At 71.4% G+C, this 22,449-nt stretch carries 18 protein-coding genes; 10 read left to right on the top strand and 8 right to left on the bottom strand.

Annotation, left to right across the window (positions count from 1 at the left end):
- The first annotated feature begins 50 nt into the window (after window positions 1–50).
- The gene (locus P8R59_RS05455) at window positions 51–800 is read left to right on the top strand and encodes a FadR/GntR family transcriptional regulator (protein WP_278103087.1); all 750 of its coding nucleotides are present in this window, start codon (window positions 51–53) and stop codon (window positions 798–800) included.
- 12 nt (window positions 801–812) lie between these two features.
- Here the strand turns inward: P8R59_RS05455 and P8R59_RS05450 are convergent, their stop codons facing one another.
- Entirely contained in the window at window positions 813–1,307 is a 495-nt protein-coding gene (locus P8R59_RS05450) for a MarR family winged helix-turn-helix transcriptional regulator (protein ID WP_278103086.1), read from the bottom strand.
- 82 nt (window positions 1,308–1,389) lie between these two features.
- On the opposite strand from P8R59_RS05450, the gene P8R59_RS05445 reads away from it, so the two are divergent.
- A complete protein-coding gene (locus P8R59_RS05445) occupies window positions 1,390–3,516 on the top strand; it encodes an MMPL family transporter (protein WP_278103085.1) in 2,127 nt (708 codons plus the stop codon).
- Between the two features lie 51 nt (window positions 3,517–3,567).
- Here the strand turns inward: P8R59_RS05445 and P8R59_RS05440 are convergent, their stop codons facing one another.
- A complete protein-coding gene (locus P8R59_RS05440; protein WP_278103084.1) occupies window positions 3,568–4,227 on the bottom strand; it encodes a response regulator in 660 nt (219 codons plus the stop codon).
- 262 nt (window positions 4,228–4,489) lie between these two features.
- Between P8R59_RS05440 and P8R59_RS05435 the strand changes: the two genes are divergently transcribed.
- Window positions 4,490–5,617 carry a sensor histidine kinase gene (locus P8R59_RS05435; protein WP_278103083.1) on the top strand — a complete coding sequence of 376 codons (1,128 nt, stop codon included), beginning with the start codon at window positions 4,490–4,492 and terminating at the stop codon, window positions 5,615–5,617.
- A gap of 124 nt (window positions 5,618–5,741) precedes the next feature.
- Window positions 5,742–6,269: a hypothetical protein gene (locus P8R59_RS05430; protein WP_278103082.1), complete on the top strand. Its 528-nt coding sequence runs from the start codon at window positions 5,742–5,744 to the stop codon at window positions 6,267–6,269.
- On the opposite strand, the gene ppsA is transcribed toward P8R59_RS05430, so the two are convergent.
- Together ppsA and P8R59_RS05420 are read right to left on the bottom strand one after the other, a co-directional pair.
- Entirely contained in the window at window positions 6,258–8,675 is a 2,418-nt protein-coding gene (gene ppsA / locus P8R59_RS05425; protein WP_278103081.1) for a phosphoenolpyruvate synthase, read from the bottom strand. The two genes, P8R59_RS05430 and ppsA, sit on opposite strands and share 12 nt — an antisense overlap.
- A complete protein-coding gene (locus P8R59_RS05420) occupies window positions 8,672–9,541 on the bottom strand; it encodes a pyruvate, water dikinase regulatory protein (RefSeq protein ID WP_278103080.1) in 870 nt (289 codons plus the stop codon). The genes ppsA and P8R59_RS05420 overlap by 4 nt, the downstream gene beginning before the upstream one ends.
- 227 nt (window positions 9,542–9,768) lie before the next feature.
- On the opposite strand from P8R59_RS05420, the gene P8R59_RS05415 reads away from it, so the two are divergent.
- Complete coding sequence (locus P8R59_RS05415) at window positions 9,769–10,083, top strand: LPXTG cell wall anchor domain-containing protein (protein WP_278103079.1); 315 nt, start codon at window positions 9,769–9,771, stop codon at window positions 10,081–10,083.
- Between the two features lie 25 nt (window positions 10,084–10,108).
- On the opposite strand, the gene P8R59_RS05410 is transcribed toward P8R59_RS05415, so the two are convergent.
- A complete protein-coding gene (locus tag P8R59_RS05410) occupies window positions 10,109–10,762 on the bottom strand; it encodes a hypothetical protein (protein WP_278103078.1) in 654 nt (217 codons plus the stop codon).
- A gap of 124 nt (window positions 10,763–10,886) precedes the next feature.
- Here P8R59_RS05410 and P8R59_RS05405 point away from each other — a divergent pair, with 124 nt between their 5' ends.
- The 5 genes from P8R59_RS05405 (at window position 10,887) to P8R59_RS05385 (ending at window position 16,391) form a co-directional block, all read left to right on the top strand.
- Window positions 10,887–12,101: a HupE/UreJ family protein gene (locus P8R59_RS05405; RefSeq protein ID WP_278103077.1), complete on the top strand. Its 1,215-nt coding sequence runs from the start codon at window positions 10,887–10,889 to the stop codon at window positions 12,099–12,101.
- Between the two features lie 118 nt (window positions 12,102–12,219).
- Complete coding sequence (locus P8R59_RS05400; protein WP_278103076.1) at window positions 12,220–14,211, top strand: purple acid phosphatase family protein; 1,992 nt, start codon at window positions 12,220–12,222, stop codon at window positions 14,209–14,211.
- Between the two features lie 59 nt (window positions 14,212–14,270).
- Window positions 14,271–15,335 (top strand): WxL protein peptidoglycan domain-containing protein, encoded by a 1,065-nt coding sequence (locus P8R59_RS05395; RefSeq protein ID WP_278103075.1) that lies wholly within the window; start codon window positions 14,271–14,273, stop codon window positions 15,333–15,335.
- 109 nt (window positions 15,336–15,444) lie between these two features.
- Window positions 15,445–16,056: an acyl-CoA synthetase gene (locus tag P8R59_RS05390; RefSeq protein WP_278103074.1), complete on the top strand. Its 612-nt coding sequence runs from the start codon at window positions 15,445–15,447 to the stop codon at window positions 16,054–16,056.
- Window positions 16,053–16,391 carry an amino acid transporter gene (locus P8R59_RS05385; RefSeq protein ID WP_278103073.1) on the top strand — a complete coding sequence of 113 codons (339 nt, stop codon included), beginning with the start codon at window positions 16,053–16,055 and terminating at the stop codon, window positions 16,389–16,391. Before P8R59_RS05390 ends, P8R59_RS05385 begins: the two co-directional genes overlap by 4 nt.
- 15 nt (window positions 16,392–16,406) lie before the next feature.
- Here the strand turns inward: P8R59_RS05385 and P8R59_RS05380 are convergent, their stop codons facing one another.
- From P8R59_RS05380 to purB, 3 genes are all read right to left on the bottom strand, one after another.
- Entirely contained in the window at window positions 16,407–17,447 is a 1,041-nt protein-coding gene (locus P8R59_RS05380; protein WP_278103072.1) for a zinc-dependent alcohol dehydrogenase family protein, read from the bottom strand.
- An 80-nt stretch (window positions 17,448–17,527) separates the two neighbouring features.
- Window positions 17,528–20,863, bottom strand: a complete 3,336-nt coding sequence (locus P8R59_RS05375; RefSeq protein ID WP_278103071.1) for an OmpL47-type beta-barrel domain-containing protein — start codon at window positions 20,861–20,863, stop codon at window positions 17,528–17,530.
- A 183-nt stretch (window positions 20,864–21,046) separates the two neighbouring features.
- Entirely contained in the window at window positions 21,047–22,426 is a 1,380-nt protein-coding gene (gene purB / locus P8R59_RS05370) for an adenylosuccinate lyase (protein ID WP_278103070.1), read from the bottom strand.
- Between the last annotated feature and the right edge of the window lie 23 nt (window positions 22,427–22,449).

Below are 22,449 nucleotides of genomic sequence, written 5' to 3'. Positions count from 1 at the left end.
AACGGCTGGACCGATACGCTGTCAACACCCACTCCCGAAGGCGGCAGGTCATGGCATCCGTTCCCGACGTCGAGGACGCTGCTGGCGACCTCTGGCTCCCGGTCCGCAAAGCTCGCGCCCACGAGTTGGTGATCGAGGTCATCGAGGACCGCATCCTCTCCGGTGTCCTCAAGGTCGGGGACGCCCTCCCACCCGAGCGCGAGCTCGCAGCGAACCTCGAGGTCAGTCGCGCCGGTGTGCGTGAGGCCGTGCGGGTGCTCGAGAGTCAGGGCGTGCTGCGCTCGCAGCCCGGCGCCGGCGCCGCCGCGGGAACCTTCGTCGCGGCCCTCCCGCGCGAGGCGCTCACCCGCTTCCTGCGTCTGCACGTGGCGCTGTCGAACTTCACCATCCACGACGTCACCGAGGCCCGCATCGTGCTCGAGCGCGCCTCCGCCGCCTCGGCCGCACGCGACCTCCACTCCGCCGCCCGTGCCGAGATCGAGGCCGCGCTTGCCGCGGGCGAGGCTGCGATCGGCGCCCGCGGAGCGTTCAACGAGGCCGACACGCGGTTCCATCTGGCGATCGCCGATGCCTCCGGCAGCGGCCTCTCCGCCGCGCTGACGGGGGCCATCCGCGAGGCCGTGCGCGTTCCGCTGCTGCACGCGATCGAGCGCAACGCCGACTGGGGCGACCAGTCGGCGCTGCTGCAGCGCGAGCACCGCGCCATCGCCGAGGCGATCTTCGACGGCGACGCGGAACGTGCCGCGAGCCTCACCGAGGCGCACATCCGCCGGGCGACCTCGGTGCTGTTCGAGGCGTAGTCGCCCGGACTCCTACCGCGGCCGGGCGGTGCCGTCGTCGGCGGGCGCGCCGTAGGAGGCCACCACGCGCTCGAGGTAGCGGGCGATGACCGCCTGTTCGTCTTCGCTGAAGTCGTCGAGCACGGCATCGACCGAGGCGATCATGGGCGCGAGGTGGCTCATCGCGCGATGGACCGACGCTTCGGTCGGCACGACCAGCAGGCTGCGACGATCGGTGGGGTGGGGCGCGCGGGTGACGTGGCCGAGGGCGACGAGACGGTCGATCGCCGCGGTCGTCGCGGCGGTGGTGAGGTCGAGGCGGCGGGAGAGCTCGCCGGGCGAGAGCGGGCCTGACATCACGAGGTGCCCCATGGCGTCGAGGCCGGTGGGGTTGACGGAGAGCTCGTGCTGCAGCGACTTCTCGAACTCGGTGCCGGCGCTGAAGAGGGCGCGCACGAGCACGGTCGCGGGCCGCACGGGAGAGAACCCCGGACCGGCGGGGACCGTGGAAGATTCCGTCGCTTCCATGACTGGCATCCTACGTCGAAATTGCGCTACCTTTCTCGTATCTCGATTTTCGAGATACTTCAAAACCTAGCGAAAGACGACGATGAACGGCTTCCTGCGTTTCCTCACCTCGGCCCGCACGTCCTGGATCGTGCTGGTCGTCGCGTTCGCCGGCGTCGCCGCTCTGTTCGTCCTCGGCTCCGGCTCCTCGTCCGAGACGGCGCCGGGCTCGGGTCTTCCCGACTCGGCCGAGTCCGTCCAGGTGCAGAAGATCCTCGACACCTTCCCGGATGCCGACACCACCTCGGCCCTGCTCGTCTTCGCGTCCGACGACGGCGAGGCCCTCCCCGCCGACACCGTCGCCGCGATCCAGCAGAAGGCGTTCGGCGACCTCGTCGACCTCACCCCCGACGGATTCATCCCGCCCGCCCAGGTGTCGGAGGACGGCACCGTCGCGCTGCTCGTCGTGCCGCTCACCCCCGAAGAAGACGTCGCCGCGCAAAGCGAGCGCGCCGACGAGATTCGCACCCTCGCCGCCGACGGCCTCACCGGCGTGAACACCTACCTCACCGGTCCCGAGGGCTTCGAGGTCGACATCGCGGCGGTCTTCGACGGCGCCGACTTCACGCTGCTGCTGACCACCGTGATCGTCGTCGCGGTCCTGCTGCTCATCACGTACCGCAGCCCCTGGCTGTGGCTCGTCCCGCTCGTCGTCATCGGCACCGCTGACGCGTCCGCCGGCATCGTCGCCCGCCGCGTCGCCGCGCTCGCCGGAGTGCAGTTGGATGCCTCGGTCACCGGCATCCTGTCCGTCCTCGTCTTCGGCGCGGGAACGAACTACGCCCTGCTGCTCATCGCCCGATACCGCGACGAGCTGCGCCTGGCCGAAGACCGCCGCGAGGCCATGCGTCGGGCGGTCCGGGGAGCCGGGCCCGCGATCATCGCGAGCGGGTCGACGGTCGCGCTGGCCCTGGCCACCCTGCTCCTGGGCGAGCTGTCGGGCAACCGTGCGCTCGGGCTCGCCTGCGCCGTGGGCGTCATCGTCGCGATGGCGTTCGCCCTCATCGTGCTGCCCGCCGCCCTCGTGCTGTTCGGTCGCTGGCTGTTCTGGCCGTACGTCCCCCGCTTCGGCTCGCCCGACGCGATCGCCCGCAGCCCGTGGGGCAAGCTCGGCCGCGGCGTCTCGAAGCGCCCCGTAGTGGTCGCCCTCACCGGTGCCGTCGTGCTCGGGGCCCTGGCCAGCGGCCTGTTCTTCGTGCAGACGGGGCTGTCGCAGAACGACCGCTTCCTGCAGAAGCCCGACGCCGTGAAGGGCCAGCAGGTGCTGGCGGAGGCGTTCTCGGCGGGGGCGACGTCGCCCGCGACGGTCGTGGCCCCGGTGGCCGACGCCGACGCCGTCCTCGAGGCGGCCGGGAGCATCGAGGGGGTCGACTCCGCCCGTCTCGCCGAGGAGACGAGCGACTGGGCGCGCATCGACGTCACCCTGAACGCGTCCGCCGAGACGCCCGAGGCGTTCGCCACGATCGAGCGGCTGCGCGCCGACCTCGACGGGGTCGGCAGCGGCCAGACGCTCGTGGGCGGTCTCGACGCCCAGGCTCTCGACGTCGCCGGTGCGCAGCAGCGGGATCAGAACCTGATCATCCCGCTCATCCTCGTGCTCGTGTTCATCGTGCTCGTGATCCTGCTGCGGGCGCTCCTCGCGCCCGTGCTGCTGCTCATCGCCGTGGTGGCGAGCTTCTTCTCCGCCGTGGGCGCCGCATGGTGGCTCTTCCAGACCCCGCTGTTCGGCTTCCCCGCGATCGACACGAACGTGCTGCTGTTCAGCTTCCTGTTCCTGGTGGCCCTGGGCGTGGACTACAGCATCTTCCTCGTCACCCGGGCGCAGGAGGAGACGCGCACACTGGGGACCACGAACGGCATGATCCGCGCGCTCGCCGCGACCGGCGCGGTCATCACGAGCGCCGGCATCCTGCTCGCCGCCGTGTTCGCCGTGCTGGGGGTGCTGCCGCTCATCACGCTCACCCAGATCGGCGTGATCGTCTGCATCGGCGTGCTCATCGACACGCTCCTCGTGCGCACGGTCATCGTCCCCGCCATGGCGTTCATCGCGGGCGACCGGTTCTGGTGGCCGCGGAAGCCCAAGGTGACGGATGCCGAGGCCGCCGCCCACGCCGAGCCCGAGATCCCGCAGACCCGCGCCGGGCGCCGGAAGAGCGAAACGGTCTCCTAGACCTCCGGGCCGGGGGATGCCCCAGATACCTCCCGGCCCGGAGCCCCGCCGTCAGGTGAAGGCGATCAGCCCCGCGCGGGCGGCGGCGACGATGATCTGGACGCGGTCCCGGACGCCCCACTTGGTCATGATGCGGCCGAGGTAGGCCTTGACGGTCCCCTCCGACACGATCAGCTCCGCGGCGATCTCGGCGTTGGACATTCCGCGTGCCAGGCACCGCAGGATGTCGCCCTCGCGGTCCGTCAGAGGTTCCAGGTCGGGTGAGGCGGCCGACGTCGGACGCTCGCGCTCTCGCACGTGCTCGACCAGCAGGGCGGCGATCCGGGGGGAGAGGGACGTCGTGCCCTCGTGCACGCGCCGCACACCCGCGACGATCTCCTCGGCGGGTGAGTCCTTCAGCAGGTAGCCGGAAGCGCCCGCGTGCAGCATCGGCAGGACGGTGTCGACCGTGTCGAAGGTCGTCACGGCGAGAACGCGCACGTCGGGCCAGCGCTGCGCGATCTGCGCGGTCGCGTCGATGCCGTCCATGCGCGGCATCCGCACGTCCATGAGGACGACGTCCGGTCGATGGCGACCGACCTGGTCGAGCGCGTCGCGACCGTCGCCCGCCTCGGCGACCACGGTGGTGCCCTCCTCGCGGGTGAGGAAGTGGGCGAGGGCCGACCTCACCAGCGGGTCGTCGTCGACGAGGAGCACGCGGATCTCGGCCATGTCGCGAGCCTACCCAGCAGCCTCCCTGGACCTTCGTCCAGCGATGTGGTCGAAGGTCCACTGCGCCCGCGCACGGCCGCCGGAGATCCTCGGACCGGGGCAACGACCGGGAACACGAGGGACACCGCATGATGATGATTCGGTCCGGAATCTGGACTGCGCTCTGCCGTCTGCTTGGCCTCTGTTCCTGACGCGTGCCCCCGGGTTTCGGGTACCACGGGGGCACGCGAGTCACAATGGAGCGGTGTCCGCAGGCGCCCACGTGAACGCACCACGGGATCGCTCGTGGCTGCGGAAGACCACCCCGTTGACGCGCGTCGAGAAGACGGCGTTCGTCGTCCTGCTGCTGGCCGCCGTCGCGCTGAGCGTGATCTCGATGGTCACCGACGTCGGTGGCGACACCACCGACGGGCTGTTCGAGCTCGTCGTCACGGCACTGTTCGCGCTCTATCTCTGGTCGGCGGCCGCCGGCACTGCGTCGCTCGGGGCGGCCCTGGTGCTGTCCTTCCCGGCGGGGCTGTCGCACCCGACGTTCCTCGCGTTCGCGATCGCCGCGCTGTGCGTGGTCCGGCTCGGCACCGGCGCTCTCGTCCTCGGGTACTCGGCCACGCTCGTCGTCGCCGCTGTCGCGGTCGCCCGGCAACCGGCATCCGGGCCCTCGACGGCCGTCGGGTTCGTGGTGGTGGCGATCGTCCTGGGCGGGATCGGGCTGCTCCTGCGCGGGGCCCAAGCCCGCGGTGAGCAGCTCGGCGCGCAGCTGGTGCGGTCCCGCGAACGCGAGCAGGCGGCGGCGGCTCTCGAGCGACGCCGGCTCGCGGGAGACCTGCACGACGGGATCGCCCACGACCTGACGGTCATCGCCCTGCACGCGCAGCTCCTGGACGATCCCGACGCCACCGTGCGACAGACGGCGCAAGCGACGATCGGCGTCACCGCGCGCAACGCGCTCGGTGACCTGCGCTACCTCATCGAGATCGCCGCGGACGAGGAGTCCCCGACGCCCGGGTTCGCGTCCGACCCCGCGGCCGCGGTGCGGGAGGCCGCGGACACGCTCACGGCCGCCGGCTACCGGGTCGATGTCCACGCCGCGCCCCTGCCCCGGGCGCCCCGCCGGGTCGGCGTCGTCTTCGCCCGCGTGCTGCGCGAGTCCCTGACGAACGTGCTGAAGCACGCCGCACCCGGCACGGTCGTGCTGACGGTACGGGCGGACGAGACCCACGCCGAACTCACCGTCCGCAACGCGCTCCCCGCCGTGCGGCGGGAGGACATCCCCTCCGCGGGAACGGGCGTCGCGCGGATGGCCGGGCTCGTGCGGGAAGTGGGCGGCGACCTGCGCGCCGGGCGCGAGGCCGATGACTGGGTCGTCGTGGCGCGGGTGCCGCTGGGCTGACGCTTCGCGGATCCCGGCCGCGCGGGCTGGCGGGAGGTCCAGCCGGGTGTGGCCGGAGGGGCATTCCGCCCACCGCCGACCCCGCCGTAGCGTCGCGATCCCCGGCCGACGAAAGGACCCCCTCATGCGCACCCTCGCCCGGCGACCCCTCAACCCGGCCTCGCGCGCCCTGCTGTTCGTCGGCCCGGTGATCCTCCTCCTCCTGGGGGTCGTGCAGGTCGACACCCCCGCCGGGGCGACCGTGGCGTTGCTGTCGGTCGTCGCCCTGGTGGTCGTCACGTTCTGCTCGGGGGTGCGCCTCCGGGCGGGGGAGCGCGGGGTCTCGGTCTCGGTGGTGCCGTTCTGGGGGCGCCGCCTCCGATGGGATCAGCTGGCGCGGGTGGATGTGGCGGAGGTCGATGCCGTCGAGGACTTCGGCGGGTGGGGTGTCACGGGCAGCCCTCGCGGCCCGGGCATCCTCGTCAGCATGGGCGAGTCCCGCACCGTGCGATTGACCACCACCGACGGGCGCCGCTACTTCGTCGGGCTCGGCGACCAGGCGGGGGAGGCGGTGGACGCGCTCCGCGCCTCCGCGCCTCCCTCCGCCGGGGTTCGCTTCACGGTGGGAGCGGACCCGCGGCGGAGGGCCGGCGTCGTCGGTTCAGAGCTGTGACAGGTGCGCCTGCGCGAGGATCTCGGCCTTGGGCCGCTCGTTCGCCGCGAGCGCGAGCCAGGTCTCGACCACCGTGTCGGGATTGAGTGACAGCGACTGGATGCCGCGCGCGACGAGCCACTGCGCGAAGTCGGGGTGGTCGCTGGGGCCCTGGCCGCAGATGCCGACGTACTTGCCCTGACGCTGGCACGCGTCGATCGCCATCCCCAGCAGGTGCAGCACCGCCGGGTCGCGCTCGTCGAAGGCGGATGCCATGAGCGCCGAGTCGCGGTCCAGGCCCAGCGTCAGCTGGGTCATGTCGTTCGACCCGATCGAGAAGCCGTCGAAGTGCTCGAGGAACCGCTCGGCGAGGATCGCGTTGGCGGGCAGTTCGCACATCATGACGACCTTCAGGCCGTTCTCGCCCCGGCGGAGCCCGTTCTGCGCGAGCAGGTCGACGACGGCCTTGGCTTCGCCGACCGTGCGGACGAAGGGCACCATGATCTGTACGTTCGTGAGACCCATCTCGTCGCGGACGCGGCGCAGGGCCTCGCACTCCATGTCGAAGCAGGCGCGGAACTCGGGCGAGACGTAGCGGGCGGCGCCGCGGTAGCCCAGCATCGGGTTCTCCTCGTCGGGCTCGTACAGCGTGCCGCCGATGAGGTTCGCGTACTCGTTGGACTTGAAGTCCGACAGCCGGACGATCACCGGCTCGGGGGCGAACGCCGCCGCGATCATCGACACGCCTTCGGCGACGCGCCGGATGAAGTACTCATCGGGCGACGGGTAGGCGGCGATGCGGGCGCGGATGTCGTCGGCGAGGGTGCCGTCGAGGCGGTCGAGCTCGAGCAGGGCCCGCGGGTGGATGCCGATCTGCCGGTTGATGATGAACTCCAGGCGGGCCAGGCCCACGCCCGCGTGCGGCAGGCGCGAGAACGCGAACGCCTGGTCGGGTGTGCCGACGTTCATCATCACCTTCACGGGGGCGGACGGCATCCGGTCGAGTTCGGTGATCTCCTCGGCGAAGTCCAGGATGCCGTCGTACACGACGCCGTCATCGCCCTCCGCGCACGAGACGGTCACCTCCTGGCCGTCGGTGAGGGCGTGCGTCGCGACGCCGGTGCCGACCACGGCGGGGATGCCGAGCTCGCGCGCGATGATCGCGGCGTGGCACGTCCGGCCGCCGCGGTCGGTGACGATCGCCGACGCGCGCTTCATGATCGGCTCCCAGTCGGGATCGGTCATGTCGGCCACGAGCACGTCGCCGTGGGCGAAGTCGGCCATCTGGTCGATCGAGCGGAGCACGCGGACGCGTCCCGCACCGATGCGCTGCCCGATCGCGCGACCCTCCACGAGCACCGGGCTGCGCTCGGCGAGCACGAACCGGCGCAGCACATTGGCCGACTGCCGCGACACGACGGTCTCGGGCCGCGCCTGCAGCACGTAGAGCCGCCCGTCGATTCCGTCCTTGCCCCACTCGATGTCCATCGGGCGGCCGTAGTGCTCCTCGATGACGAGGGCGATGCGGCCGAGCTCCTCGACCTCGGCGTCGGTGAGGGAGAACCGCGCCCGGTCGGCGGCATCCACCTCGACGAAGGCCGTGCTGCCGTCGACGTGACGTCCGTCGGTGTACCGCATGGCGATGGCCTTCTCGCCGACCGAACGCTTGAGGATCGCGGGACGTCCCGCGCGCAGAGCGGGCTTGTAGGCGTAGAACTCGTCGGGGTTCACCGCGCCCTGGACGACCGCCTCGCCGAGACCGTACGAGCTGGTGAGGAACACCGCGTCCTCGAAGCCCGACTCGGTGTCGAGGGTGAACATGACGCCCGAGGCGCCCACGTCGGAGCGCACCATCCGCTGCACGCCGGCGGAGAGGGCGACCTCGTGGTGGTCGAAGCCGTGGTGCGCGCGGTACGCGATCGCGCGGTCGTTGTAGAGCGAGGCGAAGACCCGCCGGATCGCCTGCAGGATGTTCTCGATCCCGCCGATGTTGAGGAAGGTCTCCTGCTGCCCGGCGAACGAGGCGTCCGGGAGGTCTTCGGCGGTGGCGCTGGAGCGCACGGCCCAGGTGACCGTTTCGGGATCGGCTTCGCCCGCGACGAGGGCGGCGTAGGCGGTGCGGATGTCGGCCTCGAGGTCGGCGGGGAAGGGCTGCTCCTCGATCCACGCGCGCACGCGCCCGCCGAGCTGGCTGAGGGCCGCGACGTCGTCGACGTCGATGCCCTCGACCGCGGCGCGGATCCGGGCGTCGAGCCCGTCGTGGGCGAGGAAGCGCCCGAAGGCGTCGGAGGTCGTCGCGAATCCCGGGGGGACGCGGACGTCGGCGGATGCCAGGTGCGACACCATTTCGCCGAGCGAGGCGTTCTTGCCGCCGACGCGGGCCAGGTCGCCCATGCCGATCTCGTCGAAGCGCAGGATGTTGGTCATGTGAGGGGCCTTTCGTGGGGTCGGTCACGCAGATTCATGGACTGCAGGATCACGGCGGACATCTCCTCGACGCTCCGGGTCGCGGAGCTGAGGAACGGGATGTGGGTACGGCGGTAGAGGTCTTCGGCCCGGCGGATCTCGAGGGTGCACTGGGCGAGGCTGGAGTAGGTCGAGTTCGGGCGGCGCTCGTGTCGCACCTGGCTGAGCCGGAGAGCGGTGGTGGTGAGCCCGAAGCAGCGGTCGGCGTGCGGCGCGACGATGCGCGGCAGCCCGTCGGTGGGGAAGTCGTCGTCGGTGAGCGGATAGTTCGCCACGAGGAGCCCGTAGTGCAGCGCGAGGTACATCGTGGTGGGGGTCTTGCCGCAGCGGGACGGTGCGACGATGATCACGTCGGCGCTGGCGAGATCGCGCTCGCTCTGGCCGTCGTCGTGCTCGATGGCGAACTCCACCGCCCGCATGCGACGGAAGTACTGCTCGAGGTCGCCGAGGCCGTGGTACTGCCCGGCGCGCGTCTCGGCCGTGGCGCCGAGCGCGGTCTCGAGCTCGGTGAGGTGCCCGGCGAGGAGGTCGATCACGACGGTCGCGGATGCGGCCAGACGGGCCCGGATGCCGGCGTCCTTCAGCGTCGCGAAGACGATGGGCGCCTCGCCGGCCGCCGCGGACCGCAGCACGGCTCGTTCGACGGACTCGATCGCCGTGGCACTGTCCACGAAGGGGACGGTGTGCCGCTCGAAGCGCGCACCGGGGAAGTTCGCCAGGAGGGCGTTCCCGAGTGTCTCGGCGGTGATCCCGGTGCTGTCCGACACGAAGAACACCGCACGGGGCGCCACCGAGGGCGCGGCGGTGAGGTCGAAAGACGGGGTCATGCGTTGACGTTAGGGGCCGCTGTGCATGTCTTTGCGACCAATATGACCAAAAGAATCGCGGAATTTACGATCAGTGCAAATCCTCGGTAGTGGTCAGACCTCTCCTACGTCAGCGCCCGCATCGCCCCCCGTGCCCGCCCGTCCCCCGCCGTTCGACTTCCCGACAGCCGGCGCGGCCGAACCGGACACCTCGATTGCCCACAGTGGATGCCGAGAGGGGGTGGACGATGTCGCCCGCGTTCGCGATCCTCCTGGCCGTCACGACGGCGATCGCCCCCGCGCCCACCCCCGCGGACGGGGCCGGTGGCGCGGACACCGAGATCATCGTCGTCGAGGTGCCGCCGAGCGCGCGTCAGACACCCACGCCGACGGTTTCCGCCGCACCCTCGCCGACGCCGTCCACGGCAGCGCCGGCCGGCCCCCGGTCCGACCTCCCCGCGACCGGACGGGACGCGGCCGCCCTGGCCGTCGCGGTCGTGCTCGGTGTCACGGCGCTGGGGATCGGCATCCTGGTCCGTCGTCGTCGACGCCCCGTCGGGTGAGGCGCCGTCGCCCCACTCGGCTCGTTCAGTCCATCCAGAGAACGATGCCGCGCTGGCCGGTCAGCACCGACGCCACGCCGGCGCGCACGGCGGCCGCGGCGCGCTCGGGCGTGAAGGACGCCGGGTCGTAGGCCGACGCGGTGCCCAACCCCTCGCCGCGGTAGGCGGCACCGGTCCAGTCGACGGCGGTGACGTTCTCGGTCGGTTCGGCCAGCTCCGCCCCGACGATGAGGAACTGCCGGTCGAGGTGGTTCGCGGTCACCGTCGCGAGCGGGTCGACGAGCGCATCGCCCGCGCTGATGATGAGGTCGGGGTTCATGCCCATCGCCTCGACGGCTCCGTCGATCATGTCGGCGTCGGCGTGGACAACCCGCAGGTCGGCCCCGGTCTCGGCCGCCCAGCCCTGCACCGCGTCGACGAGGGTCGTGGTGGGGGCGTCATCGCCGACCGTCAGCAGCACCACGCGGTACCCGGCGGGGGCCTTCACGTCGTCCCACGACCCGGGAGCGGGGGAGTGGGTGGATTCCGGCGCCGGCGGGGTGGCGGGGGCGAAACCCGCGGCCGGGGAACCGATCGGCGCGGGCGCGGCGCGCATCGCCTCCCACCCCGACGCGGTCGAGCATCCGGTCAGCATCAGCGCCGCCGCGAGCATCGCCGCCGCCGTCATCCTGCGTGTCACCGCTCCACCCTGCGGGACGTGGGTGGCGTGCGGGAGAACGCAGGGCGCACGTTCCGTTTCCGTTCCCCCCACCGCGGACAACCGTTCACACCCGCGGAGCACGCTCGTCCGCGGAAAGGCCATCATGTCTGCAGTGTTCCGACGCGTCCTGCGCGTCCTCCTCGTCGGCGCGGGCGTGCTCGCGGTGCTGTTCTCGGCGACGCCCGCGCAGGCGCACGGGATGTCGTCCGTCGCCTTCGCCGATCTGTCCAGCGGCGGCACGGGGGTGGTGCGGGCCCAGCTCCAGCTCGAGTACGACCTCCTCGTCGTGTCCGCCGCCGATGCGGCGCAGGACGACCCGTTGTTCCAGGCGGGGACGGCGGCGTTCGAGGCCGGGGACGCGGCGCAGCAGGTCGCCGCCCTCGAGCAGTACCGCGACGACGTGGCGAGCTATGTCGGGCGGCACTTCCGCATCGCCGGGGACGGCGGGGGCTGCACGCCCACGCTCGCCGACGGCATCACGATGACGCAGCAGGAGGGGGTGCCCTACGCCGTCCTCGAGGTCGACTACGCGTGTCCGCCGTCCGAGAACGGACACGAGGTCGTCTCCACCCTGTTCCCCGACGACGAGGGCTTCGTCACCGACACCAAGACGATCCTCACGTACGCGCTCGACATCCACGAGGGGAGCACGGTCCTGGATGCCGAGCACCCGTCGTTCACCACGGCGCAGTCGACCCTCGAGCGCTTCTGGGAGTTCTTCCGGCTCGGCGCCGAGCATCTGCTCACCGGGATCGACCACATCCTGTTCCTGCTCGCCCTGATCGTCGGATCGCGGCGGCTCCGCGAGGTCGTCATCGCCGCGACGACGTTCACGCTGGCGCACTCGGTGACCTTCATCCTGGCCGCCACGGGTCTCGTGGCCGCCCCCGCGGAGATCGTCGAACCCACGATCGCGCTGTCCATCGCCGTCGTCGGCGCCTGGTACCTGTGGCGACTCTGGCGCGGGGGCAAGGTCGATCAGGACCTCTCGCACGCGCACGGATTCCTCCGACTCGACCGCGCCGGCTGGCTGCGCGTGGGCGTGGTGTTCCTGTTCGGCCTCGTGCACGGCCTCGGCTTCGCGTCCGCGCTCGGCATCGACGAACCCTGGTCGTGGACGCTGCTGTGGTCGCTGCTGGTGTTCAACATCGGCATCGAGGCGGTGCAGATCGGCATCATCGTCGTCGTCTTCCCGCTGCTCGTCCTGCTGCGCCGCCGCTACCCCCGCATCGGGATGTGGGCGAGCGGCCTGCTCGCCGTCGTGGTGACCGTGGCCGGGCTGATCTGGTTCGTGCAGCGCATCCTCGGCATCGAGTGATCGCCGTTGCGCTGATCGATACATGTCCTCGGTCAACCATTCACGCGATGGTCACCGAGCGGGCGGAGCGTGAGAGAGCCCGCCGACCGCGGGCCCTCACCTAGAGAAACGGACAGCCATGTTCCTCACCGCATCGACGTCGCACGGGGCGCTCACGCGTCGTCGTGTCTCGTGGATCGCAACGGCCGCCGTCGGCGCCTCGCTCGTTCTTACGGGCGTGGCGACGGTTCCGGCCGCGATGGCCGACACGTCGGCCACCCTCTCCGGCGTCATCCTCGGCGTCGGAGCCGACGAATCGCAGCGCATCGTCACCTGGTACTCCTCGGCCGACACCACCCAGACGGTGCAGGTCGCCCCGACCTCGACGCTCGTGAACGGGCAGTTCCCCGCCACGGCGACGACGTTCTCGGCATCCGGGACCGCGAACATCGCCTCCAGCGGCGGCTACAACCGCCACTCGACCATCACGGGCCTCGCCGAGAACACGGCGTACTCGTACCGCGTGGGCTCCGACGGCAACTGGTCGTCGACCTACGCGTTCAAGACGCAGTCGTTCGAGGGCGACTACGACTTCCTGTTCTTCGGCGACCCCCAGATCGGTTCGTCCGGCGACCTGGCCAAGGACCAGGCCGGCTGGCAGGACACGATGAACGTCGCCGTGAACGCCAACCCGAACGCGGAGCTGCTCGTCTCGGGCGGCGACCAGGTCGAGACGGCCAACACCGAGGCGCAGTGGACCTCGTTCCTCGCGCCCGATCAGCTCCGTCAGTACCCCTGGGTCGCCACGATCGGCAACCACGACGTGGGCGGCAAGGCGTACGAGCAGCACCTCTACACGCCGAACACCGACCGCTCGGCCGCGTACTACCGGAAGGGTGCGTCCAGCACCGGCACCGAGTCCGGTGGCGACTACTGGTTCATCTACAAGGACACGCTGTTCATCGACCTGAACAGCAACAGCTACTCCACCTCCCAGGGCGGCGGCGGCGACGACGCGCACGTGGCGTACGTCACCGACGTCGTGAACAAGCACGGCGCCGAGGCGAAGTACACCGTCCTCGTGTACCACCACGCGATCTACTCGCCGGCCGACCACGCGAAGGACGCCGACAACAAGATCCGTCGCGTCGACTTCCCGACGACGTTCTCGAAGCTCGGCGTCGACCTCGTCCTCCAGGGTCACGACCACAGCTACTCGCGTTCGTACGAGATCAAGAACGGCGCCAAGGCCAACCCCGCCGAGCAGCCCGGCCAGGACGAGGTGTTCGAGGGCCCCGGCGGCGTCGTCTACGTCACGGCGAACTCGTCCTCGGGCTCGAAGTACTACGACATCACCGCGCCCGACAACAGCGGCACGAGCGGTGCCGGGAACGGCGCCGACCCGCTGAACCCGAGCAGCTACTGGTACAACTCGGTGCAGAACCAGGAGCACGTCCGCACGTACGTGAAGGTCCAGGTGCAGAAGGACCAGCTCGTCGTGCAGAACATCCGCTCGGGCAACTGCCAGGCCCCGAACGCGGCCGTCGAGCGCGGCAACGTCCTGTGGTGCGGCCCCGACAACGGCACCAAGCCGGCCGAGGCCATCGGCTCCATCCAGGACGAGGTCACCATCCACCCGAACCACGGCGACGGCCAGGACATCCAGGTCGACGTCCCCACGGGCGCTCCCGGTGAGTTCGGCTGGACCATCAACGGTCACAACGGTCTCGTCGACCTCGGCACGGCGGAGGAGAAGAACTTCCAGTACTTCGAGGCCACCGGTCAGATCAACCCGATCACGGTCACCGACACGCGCGCCAGCAAGGCCGCGTGGTCGATCTCGGCCTCGGTGGGCGACTTCGTCGACGGTCAGAAGACCTTCTCCGGCACCTACCTCGGCTGGACGCCCAAGGTCGTCACGCCGGGTGCCGGCGCCGTCGCGGGTGACGCTGTGGGCTCGGGCTACGACGGGGGCGACGGCCTGTCGACCTCGCGCTCGCTCAGCTCGGCTCCCATGGGCCACGACCGCGGTGCCGGTGTCGTCGGCGCCGACCTCGACCTGAAGATCCCGAACACGATCGACAAGGGTAGCTACCGCGCGACCCTGACCCTCACCGCGCTGGCCGGCTGACCAGCGAACCGGACCGGCGGGGAGCGCCCCTCCCCGCCGGTCCTTCCCGAAGGACCCTCATGAACAACTTCCCCCGTCTCCTCGCTGCGACTCTCGCGCCGCTCCTCGCCGCCGCCGCCGCTCTGGTCGGCGTGCCCGCGGCGGCATCCGCGGCCACCGACGACGTCACGTGGACCGTGCGCACCGCCTCGAACTCGCTGGGCGCCGACCGCACGAACTTCTCATACGCACTGAACCCCGGCGCGCACCTCGACGACGGCATCGTCGTCGCCAACCGCGGGACCGAGACCGTCGAGCTCGACGTCTACGCCGCCGACGGCTACACGACCTCCACCGGCGCCCTCGATCTGCGGCTCGCCGCCGAGGCACCCGTGGGCGTGGGCAAATGGATCGTCGTCCCCGAGCACCACGTCTCGGTGCCCGCCGGGCAGACCGTCGAGGTGCCGTTCACCGTCGACATCCCCGCCGACGCGACCCCCGGCGATTACGCCGGTGGCGTGGTGACCTCGCTCACCGTGGCCGACCAGTCCGCGAACGTCAACGTCGACCGTCGCCTCGGCATCCGCACCGGCATCCGGGTCGGCGGCGATCTGGCCCCGGCCCTGACGGTCGAGGGACTCGGCGTCGACTGGGACGGCGGCCTCGTGCCCTTCCTCTTCGGTGACGCGACGGTGCACTACAGCCTGCACAACACCGGCAACGTCTCGCTCACCGCCGGGGAGGCCGACGCCGTCGCCGGTCCGTTCGGGTGGGGTGAGGTGACGGCGGCTCCCGGTGAGCCCGCGCCGACGCTGCTCCCCGGCGAGTCCTGGCAGCGGGACGTCCGGGTGCCCGCGGTGGCCGCGATGGGACTCGTGTGGGCGTCGGTGACGGCCACCCCCACGGTGACGGATGCCTCGGGCTCCACCTCCGACCTCGACCCGGTGACCGCGTCAGCGATGGGGTGGGCCGTTCCGTGGCCGATCCTCGTCGCGCTCCTGCTGATCGTCGCGGCTGCGGTCTTCGGCCCGCGCTGGCTGCGCGCTCGCCGCCGTCGTCGTCAGGCGGCCGAGGACGCCCGCGTCGCCGAGGCGGTGGCGCGCTCCCTGGCCGAGAAGGAAGAGGTGGGGGCCCCGACGGCCTGAGCGGGATATCTCGACGTCGGTGCACACGGAGGGCGCTCAGCCGGCGGGGAATAGACTGGATGCCATCGACTCCGTCTCTCCGGGACCCTCCGTGACCACTCCTGCTTCTGTGCGCTCCTTCGATGTGCGCCACGTCCAGTTGGCGCGCGCCTTCTTCGCCGCCCTGGCGGCGGTCATGGTCACGTTCTCGTCGGATCATTCGGCGGCCGTCGGCTCGAGCGTGTTCAGCGGGTTCGCGCTGGCCACCGCCCTCGTCCTCGTGCTGTCGGTGTGGCTCGTGTACCCGAGCGGTCAGCGGACGACGCCGATCCTGCTGGCGGTGGTGAGCGGGCTCGCCGGGCTCGCGGCCAGCGTCGGCGCGTGGCGGACGACGACCTTCTTCTTCGTCCTCGTCATCGTGTGGGCGGTCGTGTCCGGTGCGCTCGAGATCATCGGTGCCGTGCGCGACCGCCGCGCCGGGCGCCCCGACTCCCGCGACGGTCTCACGGTGGGGATCATCACGCTCATCCTGGCGGTCGGCTTCCTTCTCACCAGCCCGGCCTTTTCGTACGACTACACGATCGAGGGCGCCGGCACCTTCACCCTCACGGGGATCACCATCGCGGTGGGCATCTTCGGCGGCTACGCGGCGATCATCGCCGTGTACCTGGCGATCGCCGGTTTCTCGCCCCGCCGCCCGGAGCCGGTTCCGGCCGTACCCGCCGAGGAGGCCGCATCATGACCGACCACAAGCCCACCCGCCGCGATCTCATGAAGCCCGTCCAGCTGCTCGGGCTCGCCTTCGTCGCCGCGCTCTTCGCCGGCATCGTGACCCTCGTGTCGATGGGGGCCTTCCAGGCCCGCCCCGCCGACGAGATCCAGCGCGCGCTCGTCATCGGCGCCATCGCCGCCGGTGTCACCTTCATCGTCGTGCTCGTCAGCGTCGCGCTGCTGCTGCTCGCCGTCGACCCCGCTCAGGTCACGAAGACGGTCGATCGCCCGCTCCTCCTGCCGAAGGACGACGACACGTCCGCGGCCCCCGAGAGCCCGGACGGCCCCGAGGCTCCTCGGGGCTGACTCCCGCGCCGACGTTCAGACCCGCCGCGGGTCGATCATCGTCATGCCCGCCGGGGCGGCGGTGTCCATGCGCGGCAACATCTCCGCGGCCTCGTCGAGACCCACGACCCGCTCGACGAGATCCTGCGGCCGCAGCGTCCCGCGGGCGATGAGGTCGAGCATCGCGGGATAGTCCGCCGCCGCCATGCCGTGGCTGCCGAGCAGGTCGAGCTCCCACGCGATGACACGGGCCATCGGCATGGGCGTCTGGCCGTCCGCGGTCGGCAGCAGCCCGATCTGCACGTGACGGCCGCGTCGGCGCAGGCTCAGCACGGCGTCGCGCGCGGTCTGCGCGCTGCCGACGGCGTCGATCGACACGTGACTCCCGCCGTCCGTGAGCGCGTCGACCGCCCGTGGGACGTCGACGCCGTCGGCGAGGATCGTGTGCTCCGCGCCGAGACGGCGCGCCGCGTCGAGCGCGGCGGGCGTCCGGTCGACGGCGATCACGCGGGCGCCCAGGGCGGCGCCGATCATCACGGCGCTCAACCCCACGCCCCCGGCCCCCACGACCGTCACCCACTCGCCGGCACGCACGCGCGCGCGGCCGGTGAGAGCGCGGAAGGCGGTGGCGAAGCGGCATCCGAGGGCCGCCGCCGCCTCGAACGACACCCCGTCCGGGATCGCGACGAGGTTGGTGTCGGCCGCCCGCACGACGACGCGTTCGGCGAACGAGCCCCACTGGGTGAATCCCGGCTGCTCCTGACGCGGGCAGACCTGTGCGTCACCGTTCCGGCACCACTCGCACTCGCCGCAGCCCATGACGAACGGGACGGTGACCCGATCGCCGACCGCCCAGTCGGCGACCCCTGTCCCGACCTCGGCGATCACGCCCGCGAGCTCGTGCCCGGGGACGTGGGGGAGGGCGACGTCGTCGTGGCCCACCCACGCGTGCCAGTCGCTCTTGCACAGTCCGGTCGCGTGCACCTCGACCACGACGCCGCCCGCCGGCGCCGTCGGCGCGGGCACCTCGCGCACCTCGAGGGGTTCGGCCAGGGCATCCATGATCATCGCGCGCACGGCATCCATTCTCCCCGGCGGCCGCAGACGCGGGATCGCCCCGGGAACCGTCGCAACGGTCCCGGGGCGATCGTGGTGCGTCAGGCGCGGCGGCGCCGGATCAGCAGCACGCCGGCGCCCGCGAGCAGCGCGAGGATCGCGCCGACGGCGAGGGTGATCGGCGCCTCGGTGCCGGTGAGCGCGAGGGCGTCCGATGCGCCGGCGGTCCCGGATGCCGTTCCCCCGGTGCCCGCGGTCGATCCCGGCGTGGTGGCGGAGGGCGAGGGGGCGGGGGTGGTGCCCGGGTCCGTTCCGCCGTCGCCCGGGGCGGTCACGGTGAGCTCCGCGGTGCGGGTCTCCTCGACGTTGCCGGCGACGTCCGTCGACCGGAACCACACCCGGTAGGTGCCGGCCTCGGTGAACGACACCTCCGTGCCGACGGTCCAGGTGGTCCCCTCGTCGAGCGAGTACTCGGTGGTGGCGACTCCCGAGGTGGCATCCGTCGCGAGGAGCGTGAGGACCTGGCCCGGTGCCGCGACCGACGCCGTGAGGTCGGGGAGGGCCAGGGCGCGGGCCGACGAGGCCGCGGTGACGTCGGCTCCCGTGACCGGGGCCACGGTGTCGACGGGCACGGCCACCGACCCGGTGACGTCCTCCTGCTCGACGCCGTCGATAAGGGCGCGGTAGCCGACGGTGTGCGCGCCGTCGGTGTCGACCGTGACATCGGTGCCGTCGACCCACTCGCCGTCGTCGATGCGGTGCTGCACGACGACGTCGGCCCCACCGTCGTGCGAGAGCTGCACCTTCACCGGAGCGCGGAACCATCCGGCCTCGTTGGGCTCGGAGCCCAGCAGCGGCGTGATCGCCGCGATCCCACCCGCCTCGGGCACCACGATCTCAGGGATCTTGAGGTACGAGCCCGGGGTGGCGAACGTCAGGCGCAGGCCCGTGGCCAGGACCTTCGTGAACGACAGGGTCGTCTCGGTGCCGTTGACGACCGCCGGCGCGTCACCCGTCGGCACGACCGGCAGCCACTCGCCCGACGGGGTGCGGTACTCGGCGCTCAGGCCCGCGATCGTGCCCTCGATGTTGGTGAAGGTGACGTGGTCGAGGCGGTGGATCTCCCACGTCTCGATGGTGAACGTCGCGGCATCCTGGAATCCCGCGTCGGTCCAGGTCGACCACTGCGTGTTCTGCTTGCCGTCGCACGCGTTGCCGGCCGGCATCGTGGCCCACTTCGTCTGGTGGAAGGATGCCGAGACCGTGGCGTCGCCGCCGCGGCACACGTTCGGGATCGAGGCGTTGCCCCAGATGTCGACCTCGGCGATCGACTGCCAGGTGTTCGCCTCGCTCGTGAGGCGCAGGCGCAGGGCGCTGGCCGCGGGGAGGGACCGGGCGTCGATCACGGCCACGGGCGCCGACTGTCCGGCATCCTGCGACAGGGTCGCCCCGACCTCGGTGTCGATCCACGCGCCGGAGTCGTCGCGGTACTGCGTCTGGATGCGCGAGGGCCACGTGGCCGTCGACCCGTCCTTGTAGGTGTGCACGACGATCGAGTCGAACGTGCGGGTCACGCCCCAGTCGAAGGCGAGCCAGCTGTCGCGCGGGTAGCCGTTGCCGGTCCAGTCGTCCCAGCCCTTGCCGGTGGGGTTGCCGTCGACGACGGTGCCGACGAGGTTGCTGCGGCTGGACGCTGAGACCGTCGCCTCGGGCGCGATGTTCGCGATCCCCGGCTCGGTGACCGTGATGGTGCGCTGGAAGGTGCGCCCCGCGGTGAAGTGCGCGTCGGCGGCGAGCGTGCCGGTCACCGTCTGCGGGCCGAGCACGCTGGTGTCGAGCGTCGACCAGGTCACGGCGACGGGGCCCACCGTTCCGTCCGAGTCGACGTTCACCGTCGCGGGCAGGTTCGCGGTGGTGCCGCGGCGGACCGTCAGGGGCACCGCGTTCGGGGTGAGCGACCAGGTGCCGTGGCCGAAGCCCTTGTCATCCCAGTACGAGGCGTCCCAGCCGTCGCCGTAGCGCGCGGGGTCCTCGGCGGCGGGGTTGTGCATCTCCAGGCGGCCGTCCTCGCCGACGGTGAGCGGCAGCCACACGTAGGTCGAGTTCGATTCGCCCTCGTTCCAGCGGTCGCCCATGTAGACGAACTTGCCGGGCTCGAGCTCGAAGACGTTGGTGGCCTGCGAGCCGAAGGTCGAGCGGTTCGTGTCGCCGATCGACAGGAGGCCGTCACCGCCGTCGGGAATCGCGCTGTAGTACGTGTCCTCGTTCGCGTCGCCGGCCTGGACGCCGCGGATCCACGAGCCCATGAGGTCGGTCGTCGTGTAGTACGTCTGCGGGTTCGGGGCCCACCCCGTCGCCCCCGAGGCGATCGCGGTGTAGGTGCCGTCCCGCTCGAACAGCGCGGGCGCCTCGAGGTAGCCGCACTCCTTCACGATCTGGAAGTCCTCGCCGCGCACGGGCGCGTCGGCGCTGCCGTCGGCCAGGACGTAGGGGTACCGCCCGTCCTCCGAGTACTGGTGGATGCCGAGGGTGTCGGTGTCGGTGGTCTTGACGACATTCGTGTAGCTGTCGTCGAGCTCGGCGACGTAGAGCGAGGAGTTCTCCTCCGACGAGTACGAGATGTACGCCTTGCCGTCGTCGTCCTGGAACACCGTCATGTCGCGCGCCTGGCCCGGCACGGCCCACTGCGAGCAGGCCGTGTAGTCGGTGCGGTTGGGCATGCGGAACGCGCCGACCATCCGGAACGGACCCGCGGGGGAGTCCGACACGGCGACCGCGGCCATGGAGCGGGCGTAGGTGCTGCCGCCGGGCTCGGTGCGGCCGTCGGCGTGCCACCACATGACCCACTGGCCGGTCTTGTCGTTGTGCAGCACCTTGGGGCGCTCGAAGATCGCGGTGTAGTCCGCCGATCGCTGCGAGTTCAGGTGGTAGGCGAGCGCGTCGATCTTCTCGTTGCGGGGCTGCCCGTTCTCGTCGACGGTGTCGTAGAGGTTCTCGAAGTACGGGGTGAGCAGGTCGTCCCGCGTCGTGATGCTGCGCAGCGCGTCGCCGAGGTTGGTCCAGTTCAGGGCGTCGGTCGAGCGGTACACCGCGACACCGGGGCTGTTCCAGTACCCGTTGGTGCGGTCTTCGCCGTACCAGTAGTAGACGGTCTGCCCGTTCTCCTGGGTCGTGACGACCTGGCCGCCGTGCGCCTGGATGTGACGCCCGTCGGTGTCGTACCACTTCGGCTCGAGGTAGTCGGAGGCACCGCGACCGGGGTCGGCGAGCGGCTCGAATTTCGAGTAAGTCACCGGGGGATCGACACGGGGGACGCCGTCGTTCGGGTCGGTGTCGAGGGCGACGGCGGAGAGGGGGGATGCCAGTGCCCCGGCGACCACCGCGACCGTGGCGGCCGCGAGGAGTCGGCGGGAAGAGAGGGCGCGTCGATGCGTCATCGCGTCGGTTCCGTTCCGCGTCGCGACGTCGCGACGCATGGGCGACCCAGGGCCGCGTGGGGATGTTGACGTCAACACCGTAGGGCCAGAGAGCCCCGCGCGTCCACTCCCCGGACGCATACCGTCGCGGGAATGCGTCAGCGCGCGGCATCCGGGTTCGGAATACCGCGCGCTGAGGGGGGCTTACAGCGAGTCGACCACCCGCGAGGCCAGGCCGGCGTACGCCGCCGGGGTGAGCGCCAGCAGGCGCTCCTTCGCGGCATCCCCGATGTCGAGGCCGCGGACGAACTCGGCGAGCTCGGGAGCGCCCACCCGGCGTCCGCGCGTGAGGTCCTTGAGCAGCGCGTACGGGTCGGTGATCCGCGAGCGGCCCGCGGCGATCTCGGCGCGCACGACGGTCTGGATCGCCTCGGCGAGTACTTCCCAGTTCACGTCGAGGTCGGCCAGCAGCACGTCTTCCGCGAGCGAGATCTCGGTGAGACCGCGCTGCAGGTTGTCGAGCGCGAGCAGCGAGTGGCCGAACGCGACGCCGATGTTGCGCTGCGTCGTGGAGTCGGTGAGGTCGCGCTGCATCCGGCTCGTGACGAGGGTGGATGCCAGGGTGGCGAACAGTCCGCCGGCGATCTCGAGGTTGGCCTCGGCGTTCTCGAACCGGATCGGGTTGATCTTGTGCGGCATCGTCGACGACCCCGTGGCCCCCGCGACGGGGATCTGGGTGAAGTATCCGAGCGAGATGTAGGTCCAGATGTCGGTGGCGAGGTTGTGCAGGATGCCGCCCGCGTGGCGCGCGCGGTCGTACAGTTCGACCTGCCAGTCGTGCGACTCGATCTGCGTCGTGACCGGGTTGAAACCGAGGCCCAGCGACTCGATGAACTCCCGCGTCAGCGCGGGCCAGTCGACGTCGGGCTCGGCGGCCACGTGCGCCGACCAGGTGCCGGTCGCACCCGAGAACTTCGCGAGGTACTCGCCGGCATCCAGCTGACGGATGACGCGCTCGAGGCGCCACGCGAACACGCCGATCTCTTTGCCCATCGTGGTGGGGGTCGCGGGCTGGCCGTGCGTGCGGGAGAGCATCGCGGCGTCGCGGTGCTCGACGGCGAGGGCGGCGAGGGCGGCGGTGACCGAGCGAAGCTTCGGCAGCCACACGCGCTCCACCGCGCGCTGCACGGTGAGGGCGTAGGCGGTGGAGTTGATGTCCTCGCTCGTGCAGGCGAAGTGCGTGAGCTCGGCGAGGGCGGTGAGTCCGAGGCTGTCGAGACGGTCGCGCACGAGGTATTCGACGGCCTTCACATCGTGGCGGGTGACCGCCTCCTTCTCCTTGAGCCAGGCGATCTCGTCGGCGCCGAACTCCTCGTACAGGGCCCGCAGGCGCGTGCGATCGGCATCCGAGACGGGTGACGTGCCGAACAGCGACCGGTCGGTGAGGGCCAGTAGCCACTCGACCTCGACCTCGACGCGGGCGCGGTTCAGGCCCGCCTCCGACAGGTAGTCGCCGAGCTCCGAGACGGTGGCGAAGTAGCGACCGTCGAGCGGGCTGAGGGGCTGCGGGGGCAGAGCGGACACGGGTCTCCCGGGGGTCGCGCGAA

The sequence above is a fragment of the Microbacterium proteolyticum genome, from assembly GCF_029639405.1.
Classification (GTDB): domain Bacteria; phylum Actinomycetota; class Actinomycetes; order Actinomycetales; family Microbacteriaceae; genus Microbacterium.
This window is presented reverse-complemented; position numbering and strand designations above follow the sequence as displayed.